This is a genomic window from Enterobacter sp. CPE_E1241 (genome assembly GCF_045618265.1).
Classification (GTDB): domain Bacteria; phylum Pseudomonadota; class Gammaproteobacteria; order Enterobacterales; family Enterobacteriaceae; genus Enterobacter; species Enterobacter adelaidei.
The window spans coordinates 3,350,147-3,370,106 of sequence record NZ_JBIWYV010000001.1 but is presented as its reverse complement, the minus strand read 5'-3'; the positions used below and the strand labels follow the sequence as shown (position 1 = coordinate 3,370,106).

General features: G+C 53.2%; 17 protein-coding genes. 13 read left to right on the top strand and 4 right to left on the bottom strand.

Annotated features, from left to right (window positions below; all coding sequences use genetic code 11):
- Window positions 1-9: 9 nt before the first annotated feature.
- The 3 genes from ACJ9Y9_RS16440 to ACJ9Y9_RS16430 are packed head-to-tail and all read left to right on the top strand — an operon-like array spanning window position 10 to window position 3,174.
- A complete protein-coding gene (locus ACJ9Y9_RS16440) occupies window positions 10-1,401 on the top strand; it encodes a PTS ascorbate transporter subunit IIC (protein WP_028016233.1) in 1,392 nt (463 codons plus the stop codon).
- Window positions 1,398-2,228: a transketolase gene (locus tag ACJ9Y9_RS16435; protein WP_407226188.1), complete on the top strand. Its 831-nt coding sequence runs from the start codon at window positions 1,398-1,400 to the stop codon at window positions 2,226-2,228. The genes ACJ9Y9_RS16440 and ACJ9Y9_RS16435 overlap by 4 nt, the downstream gene beginning before the upstream one ends.
- Window positions 2,221-3,174: a transketolase family protein gene (locus tag ACJ9Y9_RS16430; protein WP_028016235.1), complete on the top strand. Its 954-nt coding sequence runs from the start codon at window positions 2,221-2,223 to the stop codon at window positions 3,172-3,174. The genes ACJ9Y9_RS16435 and ACJ9Y9_RS16430 overlap by 8 nt, the downstream gene beginning before the upstream one ends.
- Window positions 3,175-3,218: 44 nt before the next feature.
- Here ACJ9Y9_RS16430 and pta read toward each other — a convergent pair whose 3' ends face one another.
- Window positions 3,219-5,360, bottom strand: coding sequence for a phosphate acetyltransferase (gene pta / locus ACJ9Y9_RS16425; protein WP_028016236.1), 2,142 nt, complete (start codon window positions 5,358-5,360; stop codon window positions 3,219-3,221).
- Between the two features lie 76 nt (window positions 5,361-5,436).
- Window positions 5,437-6,639 (bottom strand): acetate kinase, encoded by a 1,203-nt coding sequence (gene ackA, locus ACJ9Y9_RS16420; RefSeq protein WP_028016237.1) that lies wholly within the window; start codon window positions 6,637-6,639, stop codon window positions 5,437-5,439.
- Window positions 6,640-6,976: 337 nt separating this feature from the next.
- Between ackA and yfbV the strand changes: the two genes are divergently transcribed.
- The 4 genes from yfbV (at window position 6,977) to ACJ9Y9_RS16400 (ending at window position 10,598) form a co-directional block, all read left to right on the top strand.
- Entirely contained in the window at window positions 6,977-7,432 is a 456-nt protein-coding gene (gene yfbV / locus ACJ9Y9_RS16415) for a terminus macrodomain insulation protein YfbV (RefSeq protein WP_028016238.1), read from the top strand.
- Between the two features lie 91 nt (window positions 7,433-7,523).
- Entirely contained in the window at window positions 7,524-8,018 is a 495-nt protein-coding gene (locus tag ACJ9Y9_RS16410) for a YfbU family protein (RefSeq protein WP_028016239.1), read from the top strand.
- Between the two features lie 11 nt (window positions 8,019-8,029).
- A complete protein-coding gene (locus tag ACJ9Y9_RS16405; protein ID WP_028016240.1) occupies window positions 8,030-8,689 on the top strand; it encodes a sugar phosphatase in 660 nt (219 codons plus the stop codon).
- Window positions 8,690-8,765: 76 nt separating this feature from the next.
- The gene (locus tag ACJ9Y9_RS16400; RefSeq protein ID WP_028016241.1) at window positions 8,766-10,598 is read left to right on the top strand and encodes an SLC13 family permease; all 1,833 of its coding nucleotides are present in this window, start codon (window positions 8,766-8,768) and stop codon (window positions 10,596-10,598) included.
- Window positions 10,599-10,638: 40 nt separating this feature from the next.
- Here the strand turns inward: ACJ9Y9_RS16400 and yfbR are convergent, their stop codons facing one another.
- Together yfbR and alaA are read right to left on the bottom strand one after the other, a co-directional pair.
- A complete protein-coding gene (gene yfbR, locus ACJ9Y9_RS16395) occupies window positions 10,639-11,238 on the bottom strand; it encodes a 5'-deoxynucleotidase (protein ID WP_028016242.1) in 600 nt (199 codons plus the stop codon).
- 94 nt (window positions 11,239-11,332) lie between these two features.
- Window positions 11,333-12,547 (bottom strand): alanine transaminase AlaA, encoded by a 1,215-nt coding sequence (gene alaA, locus ACJ9Y9_RS16390; RefSeq protein ID WP_003861471.1) that lies wholly within the window; start codon window positions 12,545-12,547, stop codon window positions 11,333-11,335.
- 936 nt (window positions 12,548-13,483) lie between these two features.
- Between alaA and lrhA the strand changes: the two genes are divergently transcribed.
- The 6 genes from lrhA to nuoF all read left to right on the top strand — a co-directional run bounded on the left by lrhA (window position 13,484) and on the right by nuoF (window position 19,912).
- The gene (gene lrhA / locus ACJ9Y9_RS16385) at window positions 13,484-14,422 is read left to right on the top strand and encodes a transcriptional regulator LrhA (protein ID WP_028016244.1); all 939 of its coding nucleotides are present in this window, start codon (window positions 13,484-13,486) and stop codon (window positions 14,420-14,422) included.
- A gap of 630 nt (window positions 14,423-15,052) precedes the next feature.
- Window positions 15,053-15,493 (top strand): NADH-quinone oxidoreductase subunit NuoA, encoded by a 441-nt coding sequence (nuoA, locus tag ACJ9Y9_RS16380; protein ID WP_014171000.1) that lies wholly within the window; start codon window positions 15,053-15,055, stop codon window positions 15,491-15,493.
- A 15-nt stretch (window positions 15,494-15,508) separates the two neighbouring features.
- Window positions 15,509-16,183, top strand: a complete 675-nt coding sequence (gene nuoB / locus ACJ9Y9_RS16375) for an NADH-quinone oxidoreductase subunit NuoB (RefSeq protein ID WP_003861482.1) — start codon at window positions 15,509-15,511, stop codon at window positions 16,181-16,183.
- An 89-nt stretch (window positions 16,184-16,272) separates the two neighbouring features.
- On the top strand, window positions 16,273-18,075 hold the full coding sequence (nuoC, locus tag ACJ9Y9_RS16370) for an NADH-quinone oxidoreductase subunit C/D (protein ID WP_028016245.1): 1,803 nt from the start codon (window positions 16,273-16,275) through the stop codon (window positions 18,073-18,075).
- Window positions 18,076-18,077: 2 nt separating this feature from the next.
- A complete protein-coding gene (gene nuoE / locus ACJ9Y9_RS16365) occupies window positions 18,078-18,578 on the top strand; it encodes an NADH-quinone oxidoreductase subunit NuoE (RefSeq protein ID WP_006176513.1) in 501 nt (166 codons plus the stop codon).
- Window positions 18,575-19,912 carry an NADH-quinone oxidoreductase subunit NuoF gene (gene nuoF / locus ACJ9Y9_RS16360; protein ID WP_023312536.1) on the top strand — a complete coding sequence of 446 codons (1,338 nt, stop codon included), beginning with the start codon at window positions 18,575-18,577 and terminating at the stop codon, window positions 19,910-19,912. The genes nuoE and nuoF overlap by 4 nt, the downstream gene beginning before the upstream one ends.
- The last annotated feature ends 48 nt before the right edge of the window (window positions 19,913-19,960 follow it).

Below are 19,960 nucleotides of genomic sequence, written 5' to 3'. Positions count from 1 at the left end.
GAGGTGGATATGTTTATCCTTGAAACGCTGAATTTCGTTGTTGATATATTAAAAGTCCCTTCTGTGCTGGTGGGGTTAATTGCGTTAATCGGTTTGGTTGCACAGAAAAAAGCGTTTTCGGACGTGGTGAAAGGGACAATTAAAACTATCCTGGGATTTATTGTGCTGGGTGGTGGTGCCACAGTACTGGTAGGGTCATTAAATCCTTTAGGCGGCATGTTTGAGCACGCTTTTACTATCCAGGGGATTATTCCAAACAATGAAGCGATTGTGTCGATTGCGCTTGAGAAATACGGTGCCGCGACCGCACTGATTATGGCCTTCGGGATGGTGGCGAATATTATCGTCGCTCGCTTTACCCGCCTGAAGTATATCTTCCTGACCGGGCATCACACCTTTTACATGGCGTGTATGATTGGTGTGATCCTGACGGTAGCGGGCTTTGAAGGCGTAGGGCTGGTCTTTACCGGGTCGCTGATCCTCGGTCTGGTAATGGCCTTCTTCCCGGCGATTGCGCAGCGTTATATGAAGCGTATCACCGGTAACGACGATATCGCCTTCGGTCACTTCGGCACGCTGGGCTATGTGCTGTCCGGCTGGATTGGCAGCAAGGTTGGCAAAGGCTCCCGCTCAACCGAAGAGATGAACCTGCCGAAGAACCTGAGCTTCCTTCGCGACAGTTCTATCTCCATCTCGCTGACCATGATGATTATTTATCTGATCATGGCGGTGAGTGCCGGGCGTGAATACGTTGAGGCCACCTTCAGCGGCGGTCAGAACTACCTGGTCTACGCCATCATCATGGCGATTACCTTCGCGGCGGGCGTGTTCATCATCCTGCAGGGTGTGCGCCTGATCCTGGCGGAAATCGTTCCGGCCTTTACTGGCTTCTCGGAAAAACTGGTGCCCAATGCGCGCCCGGCGTTGGACTGCCCGGTGGTCTATCCGTATGCACCAAACGCGGTGCTGATTGGCTTCCTGTTCAGCTTTCTGGGTGGGATTGTGGGGCTGATCATCTGCGGCCAGTTTAACTGGGTACTGATACTCCCGGGCGTGGTGCCGCACTTCTTCACCGGCGCAACGGCGGGCGTGTTCGGTAACGCCACCGGTGGACGTCGCGGGGCAATGATTGGCGCCTTTGCCAACGGGCTGCTGATCACCTTCCTGCCGGTACTGCTGTTACCGGTGCTGGGCGCAATTGGCTTTGCTAACACAACGTTCTCGGACGCAGATTTCGGCGCGGTTGGGATTGTGCTCGGCAACCTGGCGCGCTTCCTGTCGCCGCTTGCCATTACCGGGCTGGTTGTGGCGCTATTCGCGCTGCTGGTGGCGTACAACGTCTTCGCGAAAAACAAACCTGCAGGCGGTAACGCGCAGGAAAACACCGGAGCCAAATCATGAATGAGAAAGAGATAACCGAACTCGCGCGTCAGATCCGTCTTGAGACGCTGAAATCCCTGACGCAGCTGGGCTTTGGACACTACGGTGGCAGTATGTCGGTGGTTGAAACGCTGGCCGTGCTGTACGGCGCGGTGATGAAAATCGACCCGGCCGATCCGGACTGGCCAGAGCGTGACGACTTTGTCCTGTCGAAAGGTCATGCGGGCCCGGCACTCTACAGCACGCTGGCGATCAAGGGTTACTTCCCGGTGGAAGAACTGAGCACGCTGAACCAGAACGGTACCCGACTGCCAAGCCATCCGGATCGCCTGAAAACGCGTGGCGTGGATGCCACCACGGGATCCTTGGGGCAAGGGATCTCCATTGCCGGGGGAATGGCGCTGTCGCACAAGCTGGCTGGGCGACCGAATCGGGTCTTCTGCATCGTCGGTGACGGCGAGTTGAACGAAGGACAGTGCTGGGAAGCCTTCCAGTTTATTGCGCACCATCGTCTGAATAAACTGACGATATTCGTGGACTGGAACAAGCAGCAGCTGGATGGCGAGCTGGACGATATTATCTGTGCGTTCGACCTGGAAGGAAAATTCCGCGCTTTTGGCTATGACGTGGTGACGGTCAAAGGAGACGATATTCCGGCGCTGCTGGAAGTGACCTCTCTGGTTCCGGCGATAGATGCTCGCCCGCTGGTGGTGATCCTTGACAGTATTAAAGGGCAGGGTGTGCCGTATCTGGAGCAGCTAAGCAATTCGCACCATCTGCGATTGACCTCAGAGAGCAAAGCGGCGCTCGATGAGACTATCCGCCAACTGGAGGCTACACATGATTAAGGTTGCACCAGCAGGACAGAAAGATGCCATTGAGATGCGTAAAGTCTACGCGAGTTTTGTGGCTAAGCAGATTGAGGCGGGAAGTGAGATTATCGCCCTTGAAGCGGATCTGATGAGCTCTATGGCGATGGATAGCGTGGCGCGTGATTATCCGCAGCATGTGATTAACTGCGGCATCATGGAAGCGAACGTGATTGGTACGGCTGCAGGGTTGTCTCTCACCGGGCGCAAACCGTTTGTTCATACCTTTACCGCCTTCGCCAGCCGTCGCTGTTTTGATCAGCTGTTTATGTCCCTTGACTACCAGCGCAACAACGTGAAGGTGATAGCTTCAGATGCAGGCGTGACGGCCTGTCACAACGGCGGAACGCATATGTCGTTTGAAGACATGGGTATCGTTCGCGGTCTGGCGCACTCGGTGGTGCTGGAAGTCACCGACGCGGTAATGTTTGAAGACGTGTTGCGCCAGCTTATCGACCTCGACGGTTTTTATTGGGTGCGCACCATCCGTAAGCAGGCACCGAGCGTGTACGCGCCTGGCTCGACGTTTACCATCGGCAAAGGCAATGTGCTGCGCGAAGGCACCGATATTACTCTGATTGCCAATGGCATTATGGTGGCGGAAGCACTGGAAGCGGCGCGTCAGCTGGAGAAGGAGGGCGTCAGCGCGGCGGTCATCGACATGTTTACCCTGAAGCCTATCGACCGGATGCTGGTGAAAAACTACGCCGAGAAAACCGGGCGTATCGTCACCTGCGAAAACCACAGTATTCATAACGGGCTGGGTTCAGCCGTTGCGGAAGTGCTGGTAGAAACCTGCCCGGTACCGATGCGTCGGGTTGGCGTGAAGGAGCGTTATGGCCAGGTGGGGACACAGGATTTCCTGCAGAAGGAGTATGGCCTGACGGCACATGACATTGTGTCGGCGGCGCGTGAGCTGCTGTAAATAAAAAAGGCGACCAGAGGGTCGCCTTTTTGTTGCAGTAAAACTTACTGCTGCTGTGAAGACTGGATCGCGGTCAGCGCGATGGTGTAGACGATATCGTCTACCAGCGCACCACGGGACAGGTCGTTCACAGGTTTGCGCATACCCTGCAGCATTGGCCCGATGGAGATCAGGTCTGCAGAACGCTGTACCGCTTTGTAGGTGGTGTTACCGGTGTTCAGATCAGGGAAGATGAACACGGTCGCGCGACCTGCAACCGGTGAGTTCGGCGCTTTGGATTTCGCAACGTCAGCCATAACCGCAGCATCGTACTGCAGAGGGCCATCGATCATCAGGTCAGGACGTTTTTCCTGTGCCAGACGTGTTGCTTCACGGACTTTCTCTACATCGCTGCCTGCACCAGAGGTACCGGTGGAGTAGGAGAGCATAGCTACGCGTGGTTCGATACCAAAGGCAATCGCGGAGTCAGCAGACTGGATAGCGATTTCAGCCAGTTGTTCTGCGGTTGGATCCGGGTTGATCGCGCAGTCACCGTAAACATAAACCTGTTCAGGCAGCAGCATGAAGAACACGGAAGAAACCAGAGAGCTGCCTGGAGCAGTTTTGATCAACTGCAGCGGTGGACGGATGGTGTTCGCAGTAGTGTGAACTGCACCAGAAACCAGACCGTCAACTTCGTCCTGCTCCAGCATCAGCGTACCCAGCACCACGTTGTCTTCCAGCTGTTCACGCGCAACGGCTTCGGTCATGCCTTTGCTCTTACGCAGCTCAACCAGACGTGCAACATAGCTTTCGCGAACCACTTCCGGGTCAACGATTTCGATACCGGCACCCAGTTCAACGCCCTGAGAGGCCGCTACGCGGTTGATCTCGTCCGGGTTGCCCAGCAGCACACAGGTCGCGATGCCGCGTTCTGCACAGATAGCCGCCGCTTTAACGGTACGAGGTTCGTCGCCTTCTGGCAGAACAACGCGTTTGCCCGCTTTACGCGCCAACTCGGTCAGCTGATAACGGAACGCAGGCGGAGACAGACGACGGCTGCGCTCGGAGGTCGCCGTCAGGGATTCGATCCAGTCTGCGTTGATGTAACCAGCAACGTATTCCTGAACTTTCTCGATACGCTCGTGGTCATCAACCGGTACTTCCAGGTTGAAGCTCTGCAGGCTCAGAGAGGTCTGCCAGGTGTTGGTGTTCACCATGAAGACTGGCAGGCCAGTGGCAAACGCGCGTTCGCACAGTTTGCTAACACGCGGGTCCATCTCGTAGGCACCGGTCAGCAAGATAGCGCCGATTTCCACGCCGTTCATCGCGGCCAGGCACGCTGCAACCAGGACGTCAGGACGGTCTGCGGACGTTACCAGCAGGGAACCTGCGCGGAAGTGTTCCAGCATGTGCGGAATGCTACGCGCACAGAAGGTCACGGACTTCACGCGGCGGGTATTGATGTCGCCTTCGTTAACGACGGTGGCGTTCAGGTGACGCGCCATGTCGATTGCACGGGTGGCAATCAGATCGAAACTCCATGGTACCGCGCCAAGTACTGGCAGCGGGCTGGATTCCTGCAGTTTAGCCGGATCAACTTTGATGACTTTCGCTTTGGAGGAGTCGTCGAAGATCTCGGACAGATCAGGGCGAGTACGGCCCTGCTCATCAACTGGCGCATTCAGTTTGTTAACGATTACGCCAGTGATGTTGGTGTTTTTAGCGCCGCCGAAGCTGCTGCGAGTCAGTTCGATACGCTCGTTCAGCTGCTCAGGGGTATCAGTGCCCTGAGACATCACGAAAACGATCTCTGCGTTCAGGGTTTTCGCGATTTCGAAGTTCAGAGACTGGGCAAACTGGTGTTTGCGGGTCGGGACCAGACCTTCAACCAGCACCACTTCCGCGTCTTGCGTGTTAGCGTGGTAGTTGGCGATGATCTCTTCCATCAGCACGTCTTTCTGGTTGCTGGACAGCAGAGACTCAACGTGGCTCATCTTCAGCGGTTCAGCCGCTGGCAGATTGGAGTTCTTGCGAACGATGGTGGTAGTCTGGTCTGGCGCATCGCCACCGGCACGAGGCTGGGCGATTGGCTTAAAGACGCTCAGACGAACGCCTTTGCGTTCCATAGCACGGATAACGCCAAGGCTGACGCTGGTCAGGCCGACGCTGGTTCCGGTAGGGATCAGCATAATAGTACGGGACACGGTTTATCCTCTTTCGTTACCGCCGAAATTGGGCGGGTTACAAAACAGCACCGCCAGCTTAGCTGGCGGTGTGGAATCAGGCGGTAAGACGGTTTGCGTCTTGCGCGATGACCAGCTCTTCGTTAGTTGGGATAACGATAGCCGGGCGGGTGCCTTCTTTGTTGATGAAGCCAGACTTGCCGAAACGGGCAGCCAGGTTACGCTCGTGATCAACGTCGAAGCCCAGAACGCCCAGTTTGCCCAGGGACAGTTCACGCACCATTGCCGCGTTCTCACCGATACCACCGGTGAAGATAACTGCGTCCAGACGGCCTTCCATCAGCGCAGTGTAAGAGCCGATGTACTTCGCCAGACGGTGGCAGTAAACGTCCATTGCACGTTTAGCGTCTTCTTTTTCTGCGTAGTTGTCTTCAACATAACGGCAGTCGCTGGTCACTTCGGTCAGTCCCAGCAGGCCAGACTCTTTGGTCAGCATCTTGTTGATCTGATCAACGCTCATGCCCAGAGTGTCGTGCAGGTGGAAGATAATCGCCGGGTCGATATCACCGGAACGTGTACCCATCACCAGACCTTCCAGTGGGGTCAGACCCATGGAGGTATCAACGCATTTACCGTTGCGGATAGCAGAAACAGAACCACCGTTGCCCAGGTGGCAAGTGATGATGTTCAGCTCTTCAACTGGCTTGTTCAGTACTTTTGCCGCTTCCTGAGTCACATAGAAGTGGCTGGTGCCGTGCGCGCCGTAGCGACGAACACCGTGCTCTTTGTACAGGCTGTATGGCAGGGCATAGAGGTAAGACTCTTCCGGCATGGTCTGATGGAACGCGGTGTCAAACACGGCCACGTTTTTATCTTTCAGATTCGGGAAGGATTTCAGCGCTTCAGCGATACCGATCAGATGCGCCGGGTTGTGCAGCGGTGCAAACGAGGCAGCATCTTTGATGCCCTGAATAACAGAGTCGTCGATCACGACGGAGCTGGTGTATTTTTCGCCACCGTGGACGATACGGTGACCAATCGCAGTCAGCTGAGCAGACAGTTCTGGTTTTTGTGCCAGAATAGTGTTAACGATAAAGTTCAGCGCTTCACTGTGAGCGGCGCCTGCACCTAAAGCCGCTTCTTGTTTGCTGCCGTCCATCTTCCACTTGATACGTGCTTCAGGCAGATGGAAACATTCGGCCAAACCAGAGAGGTATTCGTCACCGTTGAGCGCATCGATGATGGCGAATTTCAGTGAGGAGCTACCGCAGTTCAGAACCAGTACTAACTTACTCGACATGGAAGTACCTATTATTGATACGTGGCTAAAAAAACGTCAGTGAGTCTAACAGCGTAACGCATGATGACTCAGACATTTATGATTAACATCATGCCAAACGAACATTCTGGCATGATGAAAGAAATACCTATGATTTTATGCCATTTTGAACATTTTTCAGACAATGGCATAATATGCGATAATTTGACGAGTTAATGATTCTCGTCTATGGCCCTATCAGGCTGGCACAGGATACCCGATACGGGGTAGGGATGACAAAATATTTTGAACGTTGTCATCGCCTGTTGTTGTTTTGCACGAAAATTTTAAATTTTATATGTGAAGTTGAGGTACAGCCATGTCGACACCAGAGAACCCGACCGTAAATTTCTTTAGTCTGTTTCGTCGGGGACAGCATTACGCAAAGACGTGGCCGATGGAAAAGCGTCTTGCACCCATGTTTATAGAGAATCGTACCATCCGCGCAACGCGCTATGCGATTCGATTTATGCCTCCCGTCGCTATCTTTACCCTGTGCTGGCAAATCGCGTTGGGCGGTCAGCTTGGTCCGGCGGTCGCGACGGCGCTTTTCGCGTTAAGTCTGCCAATGCAGGGGCTCTGGTGGTTAGGTAAACGCTCCATCACACCGCTTCCGCCTTCTATTTTACACTGGTTTTATGAAGTTCGCGGAAAACTGGAAGAGGCAGGCCAGGCGCTTGCCCCGGTCGAAGGCAAGCCGGATTACCAGGCGCTGGCCGACACGCTTAAGCGAGCTTTTAAGCAACTTGATAAAACATTCCTCGATGATTTGTGATTGATCATCGAAACGACTATTAAAAGAAGGCACAGTAACAATCAGTTACCGTGTCTTTTTTTTAAGTGCAATGCGCTACAGGAGTCGAAAGATGGAAATGACCCATGCTCAACGTCTGATTTTGTCTAACCAGTACAAGATGATGACTATGCTTGATCCCGATAACGCTGCGCGCTACAGCCGCCTGCAGACCATCGTCGAACGCGGTTTTGGTTTGCAAATGCGCGAACTGGATCGCGAGTTTGGTGAGCTGAAAGAAGAAACCTGCCGCATCGTGATCGACATTATGGAGATGTATCACGCCCTGCATGTGTCCTGGACGAATCTTAAAGATCAGCAGTCCATTGACGAGCGCCGTGTCACCTTCTTAGGCTTTGATGCTGCTACAGAAGCGCGTTATCTGAGCTATGTTCGCTTTATGGTGAATACCGAGGGGCGTTATACCCACTTTGATGCGGGCACTCACGGCTTCAACGCGCAGACCCCAATGTGGGATAAATACCAGCGCATGTTGAGCGCGTGGCACGGCTGTCCGCGCCAGTACCATTTAAGCAGCAACGAAATTCAACAAATCATTAATGCCTGACGGAGGTGCGTGTGCAGTGTAGAGGTTTTCTGTTTGATCTGGACGGTACGCTGGTGGATTCGCTGCCGGTTGTGGAGCGCTCCTGGTGCCATTGGGCTGACAGACATGGTATCGACCATCAGGAGGTGCTGAATTTTATCCATGGCAAACAGGCCATAACCTCGCTAAGGCACTTCCTGGCCGGACGCTCTGAGGACGACATTCAGGCGGAGTTCAAATACCTGGAACACATTGAAGCCACCGATACGGACGGCATCACTGCATTACCAGGGGCACGCGAACTGCTTGAGCATCTGAACGAGGCACAGATCCCATGGGCGATTGTCACCTCCGGTTCCGTGCCGGTTGCTCACGCCCGACACAAGGCGGCAGGCCTGCCAACGCCCGAAGTGTTTATCACGGCGGAGCGCGTTAAGCGCGGAAAACCTGAACCCGATGCTTTTTTACTGGGTGCTGAATTGCTGGGGCTCGCTCCGGCAGAGTGTGTAGTGGTCGAAGATGCAGCGGCAGGCGTCCTTGCCGGGTTAAACGCCGGTAGCCACGTTATCGCCGTCAACGTTCCGACGGGCTCCCCCCGGCTGAGTGAAGCGGACTTTGTACTTGATTCTTTGACGGCACTGGCTGTTTCAAAAGCACCAGATGGCGTTGTAACCGTCTCGCTGAAAATGTAATCCCATGATATAGCCCCACCTTGTTGGGGCTTTTTTATGGTAAAAAATTCTCATCTCCCACTGACAAGGACATGTTGTGAACGGTGAACTGATTTGGGTCCTTAGCCTGCTTTTAATCGCCATCATTCTTTTCGCCACGGGCAAGGTGCGTATGGATGCGGTCGCCTTGTTTATCATCGTTGCTTTTGTGCTGAGCGGTACGCTCACGCTGCCGGAAGCCTTCTCCGGGTTTAGCGATCCCAACGTCATTCTGATTGCCGCCCTGTTTATTATTGGCGATGGACTGGTGCGTACCGGCGTAGCGACCATCATGGGAGCATGGCTGGTGAAGGTGGCCGGTAGCAGTGAAACAAAGATGTTGATCTATCTGATGCTGACCGTCGCCGGGCTGGGGGCGTTTATGAGCTCAACGGGCGTGGTGGCGATTTTTATCCCGGTGGTGCTGAGTGTTTCCATGCGGATGCAGACCTCGCCGTCGCGCCTGATGATGCCTTTGAGTTTTGCGGGTTTGATCAGCGGTATGATGACGCTGGTGGCAACGCCGCCAAACCTGGTCGTTAACAGCGAGCTGATCCGGGAAGGATTCCAGGGGTTCAGTTTTTTCAGCGTCACCCCGCTTGGGTTGGTCATTCTTCTGTTGGGCGTGGTCTACATGCTGCTGACCCGTTTTGCTCTGAAAGGGGAAAAGCAGGATAAAACCAAAGAGGGCTGGAAGCGACGTACCTTCCGCGATCTGATCAAAGAGTACCGCCTCACAGGGCGTGCGCGCCGTCTGGCCATTCGCCCCGGTTCGCCGATGGTTGGGCAGCGGCTTGACGACCTGAGGCTGCGTGAACGTTATGGCGCGAATGTGATCGGTGTAGAGCGCTGGCGTCGTTTTCGTCGGGTTATCGTCAACGTTAACGGGGTTTCGGAATTTCGTGCGCGGGATGTCCTGCTGATTGATATGTCCACCGCAGATGTGGATCTACGTGAATTCTGCAGCGAGCAAATGCTGGAGCCGATGGTGCTGCGCGGAGAGTATTTCTCAGACCAGGCGCTCGATGTCGGCATGGCCGAAGTGTCGCTGATCCCGGAATCGGAACTACTGGGCAAAACCGTGCGCGAAATCGGCTTCCGAACCCGCTATGGTTTAAACGTGGTGGGATTGAAGCGTGATGGCGTCGCGATGGATGGGGCCGTCGTGGATGAGCCTATCCAGTTGGGGGATATTTTTCTGGTCGTCGGTAACTGGAAGCTCATCAGCCAGCTCGGGCAAAAAGGGCGTGATTTTGTGGTGCTCAACATGCCAGTTGAGGAGAGCGATGCCTCTCCGGCCCACAGTCAGGCTCCCCACGCCATTTTTTGTCTGGTGCTAATGGTAGCGCTGATGCTGACCGATGAAATACCTAACCCTGTGGCGGCGATTATTGCCTGTTTACTGATGGGAAAATTCCGCTGTATTGACGCCGAAAGTGCGTATAAAGCGATTCACTGGCCGAGCATTATTCTCATCGTCGGGATGATGCCCTTCGCCCTGGCGCTGCAAAAAACCGGCGGGGTAGATCTGATCGTTAAAGGTTTGATGGACGTTGGCGGCGGGTATGGGCCGTACATGATGATGGTCTGCCTGTTTATTATGTGCGCCACCATCGGTCTGTTTATCTCAAACACCGCGACGGCGGTATTGATGGCGCCGATTGCGCTGGCGATGGCGAAATCCATGGGCGTGTCGCCGTATCCCTTTGCGATGATGGTGGCGATGGCGGCATCAGCAGCGTTTATGACGCCAGTCTCTTCACCGGTCAATACCCTGGTACTGGGGCCGGGGAACTACCGATTCAGCGATTTTGTGAAACTGGGCGTGCCGTTCACCGTGCTGGTGATGCTGGTGTGCGTGGTATTGATACCGGTCCTGTTCCCGTTCTGAGAATTTTGCCGGGTAAGGCGAAGCCGCCACCCGGCAAAAGTTACAACGGCGAATCCTGGCTAATTTCGTCCAGCGATAAATGGAAGCTCGGTACAAACACCTGCATAAAATAATCCATCTCTTCGCTGCGGCGGGATTCAAGCGTTTTCTCCAGACGCGTTTTCGCCAGTAAAAATTCGTTGTTTCCTGCAGAGAGTTCTTCCAGACACTTCAGGTAGGCGCATAGCGCGTCGGCCTGTTTGACCAGCGACTTTTCATCTTCCGTGTACTGATGCTCATCGATCAGTGGCTCAAAGATATCGCGTAACTCCTCAGGCACCATATCGATCAGCTTCTGCTGGGCAATTTTCTCGATGGCCTTATATTCCTGCGCAATCTGTGAGTTGAAATATTTCACCGGCGTAGGCAGATCGCCGGTCAGCACTTCAGACGCGTCATGGTACATCGCCAGCAGGGCAATGCGTTCCGCGTTGACCTGGCCGTTAAATTTGCGGTTCTTAATGGCGGCCAGCGCGTGAGCAACCATGGCAACCTGCAAACTGTGCTCCGATACATTCTCAGTGCGCACGTTGCGCATCAGCGGCCAGCGGTTGATGAGTTTCAGGCGGGAGAGGTGGGCAAAGAAATGACTCTGACTCATAAGGTACCTTTTGTCTTCACTGCGACAGACTTCATTGTGCGGGGAGGGGAGGGAAGATGCAAATCAGGCTACCGAGGTAGCCTGATTTTTAAGATTACTGATGATAGCCGGAAAGGAATCGCCCGAATCTGCTGATGGCCATTTCGAGATCGTCTTCGCGCGGCAGCGTCACGATACGCACGTGATCCGGCCACGGCCAGTTAAACGCCGTCCCCTGAACCAGCAGCACTTTTTCCTGCAGCAGGAAATCGAGCACCATTTTCTGGTCGTCATGAATATTGAAGCGCTTCGCGTCAATTTTCGGGAACATATAGAGCGCGCCATTCGGCTTCACGCACGAAACGCCAGGGATGTCGTTGATCAGTTCCCATGCGCGGTTACGCTGTTCGTACAGACGACCGCCAGGGACAATAAACTCGCTGATGCTCTGATAGCCACCGAGCGCCGTCTGGATCGCGTGCTGCGCCGGTACGTTGGCACATAAACGCATGGAGGCCAGCATCTCCAGCCCTTCAATATAGCCTTTGGCGTGTTTTTTCGGGCCGTTCAATACCATCCAGCCCTGACGGAAACCGGCCACTCGGTAGGTTTTAGACAGACCGTTAAAGGTCACGGTCAGCAAGTCTGGTGCCAGCGCGGCGATAGAGTGATGCTGCGCCGCGTCGTACAGGATCTTGTCGTAAATTTCGTCGGCAAAGATGATCAGGTTGTGCTGACGGGCGATCTCGACGATCTCCATCAGGAGTTCTTTGGAATAGACCGCACCCGTAGGGTTGTTCGGGTTAATAATCACGATGCCACGCGTACGAGGGGTGATTTTCGCACGAATATCATCGAGATCCGGGAACCAGTCAGAAGACTCGTCGCACAGGTAGTGCACCGCTTTCCCACTGGACAATGATACGGCTGCCGTCCAAAGCGGGTAGTCCGGCGCAGGTACCAGCATCTCGTCGCCGCTGTTCAGCAGCGCCTGCATCGCCTGCACGATCAGTTCAGAGACGCCGTTACCAATATAGATATCTTCAACGGTAACATCACGCATACCGCGAGCCTGATAGTGCTGCATGATAGCTTTACGCGCGGAGTAAAGTCCTTTTGAATCGCAATAGCCTTGTGCGGTGGGCAGGTTGCGGATCACATCCACCAGAATTTCATCCGGCGCTTCAAAACCAAATGGCGCAGGGTTACCAATGTTGAGTTTAAGAACCTTATTGCCTTCTTCTTCCAGGCGTTTTGCCTCTTTCAGAACCGGGCCACGGATGTCATAACAGACGTTATCTAGCTTGCTGGATTTTTCGATAGGGGACATGAACCTTAACCTTTTTGCTATTATTGCCACTCCCTGCCGTGGAAGTTAGCACGGAATAATGTACTCCCCCCTTGCTTCGTTTTGAAGGGTGTGCAGTAGAAGATTTTGTGAAGAGAGCAAAAGTCTGGCGAATCTATTTCGCTATAGATACGCCTCTTTACTGTCTTAAAGTTATGCACACAGCACATGCTTAGGTTAATTGTACTGTTCATTTGGAAAAATGCTGTATATTGTTCTGGCGAAAATAACTGGCGAGCGGCTCCGAGTGGGAAGTCACGCTGCGTGACTTTTCGTAAAACCTGAATGCTTGCTACATTTGACCGTAATAGCATGATGTGGCTAAAAGTTACTCATGTGAAATTAATGTTAAGCATTATTAATGAAAGACCTTAATCTAAATTAAAATTTATTTATTATTAACGAACAAAATGCAACTTTAGTTAATATTAATAAAATCAGTTTAGAAGGTTAACAACCCCTTTTAATCCGCAATATTGCAATAAGACTTATAAATAAAGTGGATTTGGGTTAAGATGTCTTTCAGGAAAGCAGGCATCAGATGCATATGTTTTGTTTATCTGGAACTGCTTATCTGAATTAATTGATTGTTATTGTTGGAGTTATCTCTGGCTGGAATGTGTCGAACATTTCCCGCTACGTTGACAGCGCTGCGATATAGATGGCAGAAAAGGTGTTGTACCTTTAATGTAATTTACATAACCCTGCGAACATCTAAATATCCTGAACGTTTAAGAGAATAAAAATAACGTCATGAAACGTGCTTTCTGACTGTTGATATAAAGCAGCACAATAACTATCTGTCAGGCAGTCTGCCGGGCCGGGATGCGAGGGAAAACCTTCAGAGGGAATTGCTTAACTGTTACACACAGCTTCAACCCGGGCAGCTCCGCACGAGCAACCTGAAAGTGAATAGATATGATAAATGCAAATCGTCCGATAATGAATCTCGACCTCGATCTGCTGAGAACGTTTGTTGCGGTCGCCGATCTCAACACTTTTGCAGCTGCTGCTGCCGCCGTTTGCCGAACCCAGTCCGCCGTTAGCCAGCAAATGCAGCGGCTGGAGCAGCTGGTTGGTAAAGAGCTTTTTGCCCGTCATGGGCGTAATAAGCTCTTAACGGAACACGGTATTCAGCTTCTGGGTTATGCCAGGAAAATTCTTCGCTTTAATGATGAAGCATGTATGTCATTAATGTTTAGCAACCTCCAGGGGGTGTTAACCTTAGGGGCATCTGATGAGTCAGCAGATACGATATTGCCGTTCCTTCTCAATCGAATTAGTTCGGTTTATCCGAAGCTTGCGCTGGATGTGAGCGTAAAACGCAATGCCTTTATGGTTGAGATGTTAGATGAGAAAAAGGTCGACCTGGTGGTCACCACGCATCGCCCCGGGCAGTTTGATTGCCTGACGTTGCGTACATCGCCAACGCACTGGTATTGCGCAGCAGAATATGTGCTGCAAAAAGGGGAGCCTGTTCCACTGGTTTTACTGGATGACCCAAGTCCTTTCCGCGATATGGTGCTGACGGCGTTAAATGAAGCCAATATTCCGTGGCGTTTAGCGTATGTGGCTTCCACGTTGCCAGCGGTTCGCGCTGCTGTGAAAGCAGGGCTTGGCGTAACGGCACGCCCGGTAGAGATGATGAGCCCTGATCTGCGTGTGTTGGGTAAGTCTGATGGTCTTCCGGTGTTGCCCGATACGGAATATCTGCTTTGCCACAACTCGTCCACCCATAACGAGCTGGCGAAAGTGGTGTTCGAGGCAATGGAAAACTACCATAACCCGTGGCAGTTCGAACACGTTACCTCCGAAGGGGGGGATGATTCCCTGATCGTTGAAGGTGATTTTGAGTGATCAATAGCTCAAAATTCTGGTAACAAAATGTAAGTGTAAAAAAAAGCCGCTCATGCCATTTTCGCATGCAGTGGCTTTTTTTTGGCAATAATACCCGCTTATGGCGCATGGATTTTCAGGATACTCTCTATTTATCAATAAGCTAAATGCTTTTGCTTAAAACTTGTCCGTTTCCCGTTCTAACTTCATCCACATCTCTCTCATGTTAAAAAAACAGGAAATATGTTGCCGTTTTTCCGGTTGAATTAACAAAAGCGTGTCGCAGATCAAGAAAATACTCCTATTTGGGGGGAGGAATCGCTGGCAAATCCTGTCAAAATAGGAGGGTTATTTTTTTTACTTCCGAAACGGACACGATTCAACAACATACATTTGACGGAAAGTCATGCACCCACCAGGGTTAAAGGGCACCAAATGTTAATGAGAATCGCTCGATGTAATTTAATGTGAAGAAACCTTTGTTAAAGTTGACAATAGGTTATAGAAAGGAGTAAAAAACCCCATCATTTTGCTGTCTCCGTCTCATTTCTGACAGTTAGTGTAAGGTTATTTGTTCCTCCCCATGAATCGATGTGATGCCCATCTGCCAGCAAGAGCAGTGTCGTAGGTATCACTTTTGATGAGTAAGCAATGAGTATGTCAACATCCACAGAAGTCATCGCTCATCACTGGGCATTCGCAATCTTTCTTATTGTAGCCATTGGCCTGTGCTGCCTGATGTTAGTCGGCGGCTGGTTCCTGGGCGGTCGCGCCCGTGCAAGGCACAAAAACACACCTTTCGAATCAGGTATTGATTCAGTAGGTTCCGCTCGCTTACGCCTGTCTGCCAAGTTCTATCTGGTAGCCATGTTCTTCGTCATCTTTGACGTGGAAGCGCTTTACCTTTTCGCATGGTCAACGTCCATCCGCGAAAGTGGTTGGGTGGGCTTTGTCGAGGCCGCAATTTTCATTTTAGTGCTACTGGCCGGTCTGGTTTATCTGGTGCGCATTGGCGCGCTTGACTGGACGCCTGCGCGTTCACGTCGTGAACACATCAACCCGGAAAACAGTATCTCTAATCGTCAGCAGTAACAGCGAGGCAATAAGATGGATTATACGCTCACCCGCATAGATCCTAACGGTGAGAATGACCGTTACCCCCTGCAAAAACAGGAGATCGTAACCGACCCCCTGGAGCAAGAAGTCAATAAAAGCGTGTACATGGGCAAACTCGAGCATGCCATGCACGATATGGTCAACTGGGGTCGTAAGAACTCCATCTGGCCTTACAACTTTGGCCTTTCTTGCTGCTACGTTGAAATGGTGACGTCATTCACTGCGGTGCATGACGTTGCGCGTTTTGGGGCAGAGGTACTGCGTGCTTCCCCACGTCAGGCTGACCTGATGGTGGTAGCCGGTACGTGCTTTACCAAGATGGCACCTGTTATTCAGCGTCTTTATGACCAGATGCTGGAGCCAAAATGGGTAATCTCCATGGGCGCATGTGCAAACTCTGGCGGTATGTACGACATCTATTCCGTCGTGCAGGGCGTAGATAAATTTATCCCAGTGGATGTGTACATCCCGGGTTGTCCGCCACGCCCGGAAGCCTACATGCAGGCGCTGATGCTGCTGCAGGAGTCTATCGGTAAAGAACGTCGCCCACTGTCGTGGGTTGTTGGCGATCAGGGTGTGTATCGCGCGAACATGCAGTCTGAGCGCGAGCGTAAACGTGGTGAACGTATTGCCGTCACCAATCTGCGTACGCCTGACGAAATTTAATTTGCGCCTGTAGGCCTGGAGAACACCTTCGCATATCACTACTCAAATAGCGCGAAGCCAGGCTCAACAGTCACCACGGACCATTTGCAATGGTGAACAATATGACCGACTTAACCGCGCAAGAAGCCGCCTGGCAGACACGGGATCATCTGGATGACCCAGTCATTGGCGAACTGCGCAACCGTTTTGGGCCGGATGCCTTTACTGTTCAGGCTACCCGCACCGGGGTACCCGTTGTTTGGGTGAAGCGTGAGCAATTACTGGAAGTTGTCGATTTCCTCAAGAAATTGCCAAAACCGTACGTCATGCTGTTTGACTTACACGGCATGGATGAACGTCTGCGTACCCACCGCCAGGGCCTCCCTGCTGCGGATTTTTCCGTTTTCTACCACCTGATCTCAATAGACCGCAATACGGATATCATGCTCAAGGTGGCATTGTCTGAAAACGACATGCATCTGCCGACGATCACCAAACTTTTCCCGAACGCCAACTGGTATGAGCGTGAAACCTGGGAAATGTTCGGCATGACCTTCGATGGCCACCCGCACCTGACGCGCATCATGATGCCGCATACCTGGACTGGCCACCCGCTGCGTAAAGACTACCCGGCACGTGCCACCGAATTCGATCCGTTTGAGCTGACCAAAGCCAAGCAGGATCTGGAGATGGAAGCGCTGACCTTCAAGCCGGAAGACTGGGGCATGAAGCGCGGTACCGACAACGAGGACTTCATGTTCCTTAACCTCGGTCCGAACCACCCGTCTGCGCACGGTGCATTCCGTATTATTCTTCAGCTCGACGGCGAAGAGATTGTGGACTGCGTGCCTGACATCGGCTACCACCACCGTGGTGCTGAGAAGATGGGTGAGCGTCAGTCCTGGCACAGCTACATTCCGTATACCGACCGTATCGAATATCTCGGCGGCTGCGTAAACGAAATGCCATACGTGCTGGCCGTTGAGAAACTGGCGGGTATCGTTACGCCGGATCGCGTTAACGTGATCCGCGTTATGCTGTCCGAGCTGTTCCGTATCAACAGCCACCTGCTGTACATCTCTACGTTCATTCAGGACGTGGGTGCGATGACTCCGGTCTTCTTCGCCTTTACCGACCGTCAGAAAATCTACGATCTGGTTGAAGCAATTACCGGTTTCCGTATGCACCCTGCCTGGTTCCGTATTGGCGGTGTGGCACACGATCTGCCGCGCGGCTGGGACCGTCTGCTGCGAGAATTCCTCGACTGGATGCCAAAACGTCTGGCCTCTTACGAGAAAGCCGCACTGCGTAACACCATTCTGAAAGGCCGTTCCCAGGGCGTTGCTGCCTACGGTGCGAAAGAGGCGCTGGAGTGGGGTACGACAGGTGCAGGTCTGCGTGCGACCGGTATTGATTTCGACGTGCGTAAAGCCCGTCCTTACTCTGGCTACGAGAACTTCGACTTTGAAGTCCCGGTTGGCGGCGGCGTTTCCGACTGCTACACACGCGTGATGCTGAAAGTGGAAGAGTTGCGCCAGAGTCTGCGCATTCTTGAGCAGTGCCTCAACAACATGCCGGAAGGCCCGTTCAAAGCGGATCACCCGCTGACGACGCCGCCGCCGAAAGAGCGCACGCTGCAACATATCGAAACCCTGATCACCCACTTCCTGCAGGTTTCCTGGGGCCCGGTCATGCCGGCACAAGAATCCTTCCAGATGATTGAAGCGACCAAGGGTATTAACAGTTACTACCTGACCAGTGACGGCAGCACCATGAGCTACCGTACCCGCGTGCGTACGCCGAGTTTTGCGCATCTGCAGCAGATCCCGTCCGCCATCCGCGGCAGTCTGGTCTCCGACCTGATTGTGTATCTGGGTAGTATCGATTTTGTTATGTCAGATGTGGACCGCTAATTATGCACGAAAATCAACAACCACAGACCGAGGCTTTTGAGCTGAGTGAAGCAGAGCGTGCCGCCATTGAGCACGAGATGCACCACTACGAAGACCCGCGTGCGGCGTCCATTGAAGCGCTGAAAATCGTACAGAAACAGCGTGGTTGGGTGCCGGATGGGGCGATCTATGAGATCGCAAAAGTGCTGGGTATTCCGGCCAGTGACGTAGAAGGCGTAGCCACGTTCTACAGCCAGATCTTCCGTCAGCCGGTAGGCCGCCATGTGATCCGCTATTGTGACAGCGTCGTTTGTCACATTACCGGTTATCAGGGCATTCAGGCAGCAATTGAGAAGAAGCTCAATATCAAGCCGGGCCAGACCACGTTTGATGGTCGCTTTACTCTGCTGCCAACCTGCTGCCTGGGTAACTGCGACAAGGGGCCGACCATGATGATTGATGAGGACACTCACAGCCATCTGACGCCGGAAGCCATTCCTGACCTGCTGGAGCAGTACAAATGAAAACGGTAATTCGTACTGCTGAGACCCATCCGCTGACCTGGCGTCTGCGCGATGACAAACAGCCGGTATGGCTCGACGAATATCAGAGCAAAAACGGCTATGCCGGTGCGCGCAAAGCCCTGGGTGGCATGGCACCGGACGATATCGTTAACGCGGTAAAAGATTCCGGCCTGAAAGGGCGCGGTGGTGCAGGTTTCTCCACGGGTCTGAAGTGGAGCCTGATGCCAAAAGACGAATCCATGAACATCCGTTACCTGCTGTGTAACGCCGATGAAATGGAGCCGGGCACCTATAAAGACCGCCTGCTGATGGAGCAACTGCCGCACCTGCTGGTGGAAGGTATGTTGATCTCCGCGTTCGCGCTGAAAGCGTACCGTGGCTACATCTTCCTGCGTGGTGAGTACATCGAAGCGGCAGAAAACCTGCGTCGCGCGATTGCCGAAGCCACCGAAGCGGGTCTGCTCGGTAAAAATATTCTGGGCACTGGATTTGACTTCGAACTGTTCGTGCACACCGGTGCCGGGCGTTACATCTGCGGTGAAGAAACCGCGCTGATTAACTCCCTGGAAGGTCGTCGTGCGAACCCGCGTTCCAAGCCACCGTTCCCGGCAAGCTCCGGCGTATGGGGTAAACCGACCTGCGTAAACAACGTCGAAACCCTGTGTAACGTTCCGGCAATCCTCGCCAACGGCGTGGAGTGGTATCAGGGCATCTCCTCAAGCAAAGATGCCGGTACCAAGCTGATGGGCTTCTCCGGTCGCGTGAAAAACCCTGGCGTCTGGGAGCTGCCGTTCGGTACCACCGCACGTGAAATTCTTGAAGACTATGCTGGCGGTATGCGTGATGGCCTGAAATTCAAAGCCTGGCAGCCGGGTGGGGCAGGGACAGACTTCCTGACCGAGGCCCACCTTGATCTGCCAATGGAATTCGAAAGCATTGGTAAAGCAGGCAGCCGCCTGGGTACGGCGCTGGCGATGGCCGTCGACCACGAGATCGGCATGGTGTCGCTGGTGCGTAACCTGGAAGAGTTCTTTGCCCGCGAGTCCTGCGGCTGGTGTACACCGTGCCGTGATGGTCTGCCGTGGAGCGTGAAGATCCTGCGTGCTATCGAGCGTGGCGAAGGCCAGCCGGGTGATATTGAGACACTTGAGCAACTGTGTCGATTCCTGGGCCCAGGCAAAACCTTCTGTGCCCACGCACCGGGTGCCGTCGAGCCACTGCAGAGCGCGATTAAATATTTCCGCGACGAATTCGAAGCAGGCATCAAGCAGCCGTTCAGCAATACCCATGCCATTAATGGGATTCAGCCGAACCTGCTGAAAGCGCGCTGGTAAAGACAGAATTTTGATTAACGCTCGGTTTCGACCGAGCCAACTGGAAGC

Excerpts from the sequence above, each read along its gene's own strand:
- ACJ9Y9_RS16410 (WP_028016239.1), top strand. The coding sequence starts at position 7,524 with ATGGAAATGACCCATGCTCAACGTCTGATTTTGTCTAACCAGTACAAG.
- nuoE (WP_006176513.1), top strand. The coding sequence starts at position 18,078 with ATGCACGAAAATCAACAACCACAGACCGAGGCTTTTGAGCTGAGTGAA.
- ACJ9Y9_RS16435 (WP_407226188.1), top strand. The coding sequence starts at position 1,398 with ATGAATGAGAAAGAGATAACCGAACTCGCGCGTCAGATCCGTCTTGAG.
- ACJ9Y9_RS16440 (WP_028016233.1), top strand. The coding sequence starts at position 10 with ATGTTTATCCTTGAAACGCTGAATTTCGTTGTTGATATATTAAAAGTC.
- yfbR (WP_028016242.1), bottom strand. The coding sequence starts at position 11,238 with ATGAGTCAGAGTCATTTCTTTGCCCACCTCTCCCGCCTGAAACTCATC.
- nuoF (WP_023312536.1), top strand. The coding sequence starts at position 18,575 with ATGAAAACGGTAATTCGTACTGCTGAGACCCATCCGCTGACCTGGCGT.
- ACJ9Y9_RS16430 (WP_028016235.1), top strand. The coding sequence starts at position 2,221 with ATGATTAAGGTTGCACCAGCAGGACAGAAAGATGCCATTGAGATGCGT.
- yfbV (WP_028016238.1), top strand. The coding sequence starts at position 6,977 with ATGTCGACACCAGAGAACCCGACCGTAAATTTCTTTAGTCTGTTTCGT.
- nuoA (WP_014171000.1), top strand. The coding sequence starts at position 15,053 with ATGAGTATGTCAACATCCACAGAAGTCATCGCTCATCACTGGGCATTC.
- nuoB (WP_003861482.1), top strand. The coding sequence starts at position 15,509 with ATGGATTATACGCTCACCCGCATAGATCCTAACGGTGAGAATGACCGT.
- alaA (WP_003861471.1), bottom strand. The coding sequence starts at position 12,547 with ATGTCCCCTATCGAAAAATCCAGCAAGCTAGATAACGTCTGTTATGAC.
- nuoC (WP_028016245.1), top strand. The coding sequence starts at position 16,273 with ATGGTGAACAATATGACCGACTTAACCGCGCAAGAAGCCGCCTGGCAG.
- ackA (WP_028016237.1), bottom strand. The coding sequence starts at position 6,639 with ATGTCGAGTAAGTTAGTACTGGTTCTGAACTGCGGTAGCTCCTCACTG.
- lrhA (WP_028016244.1), top strand. The coding sequence starts at position 13,484 with ATGATAAATGCAAATCGTCCGATAATGAATCTCGACCTCGATCTGCTG.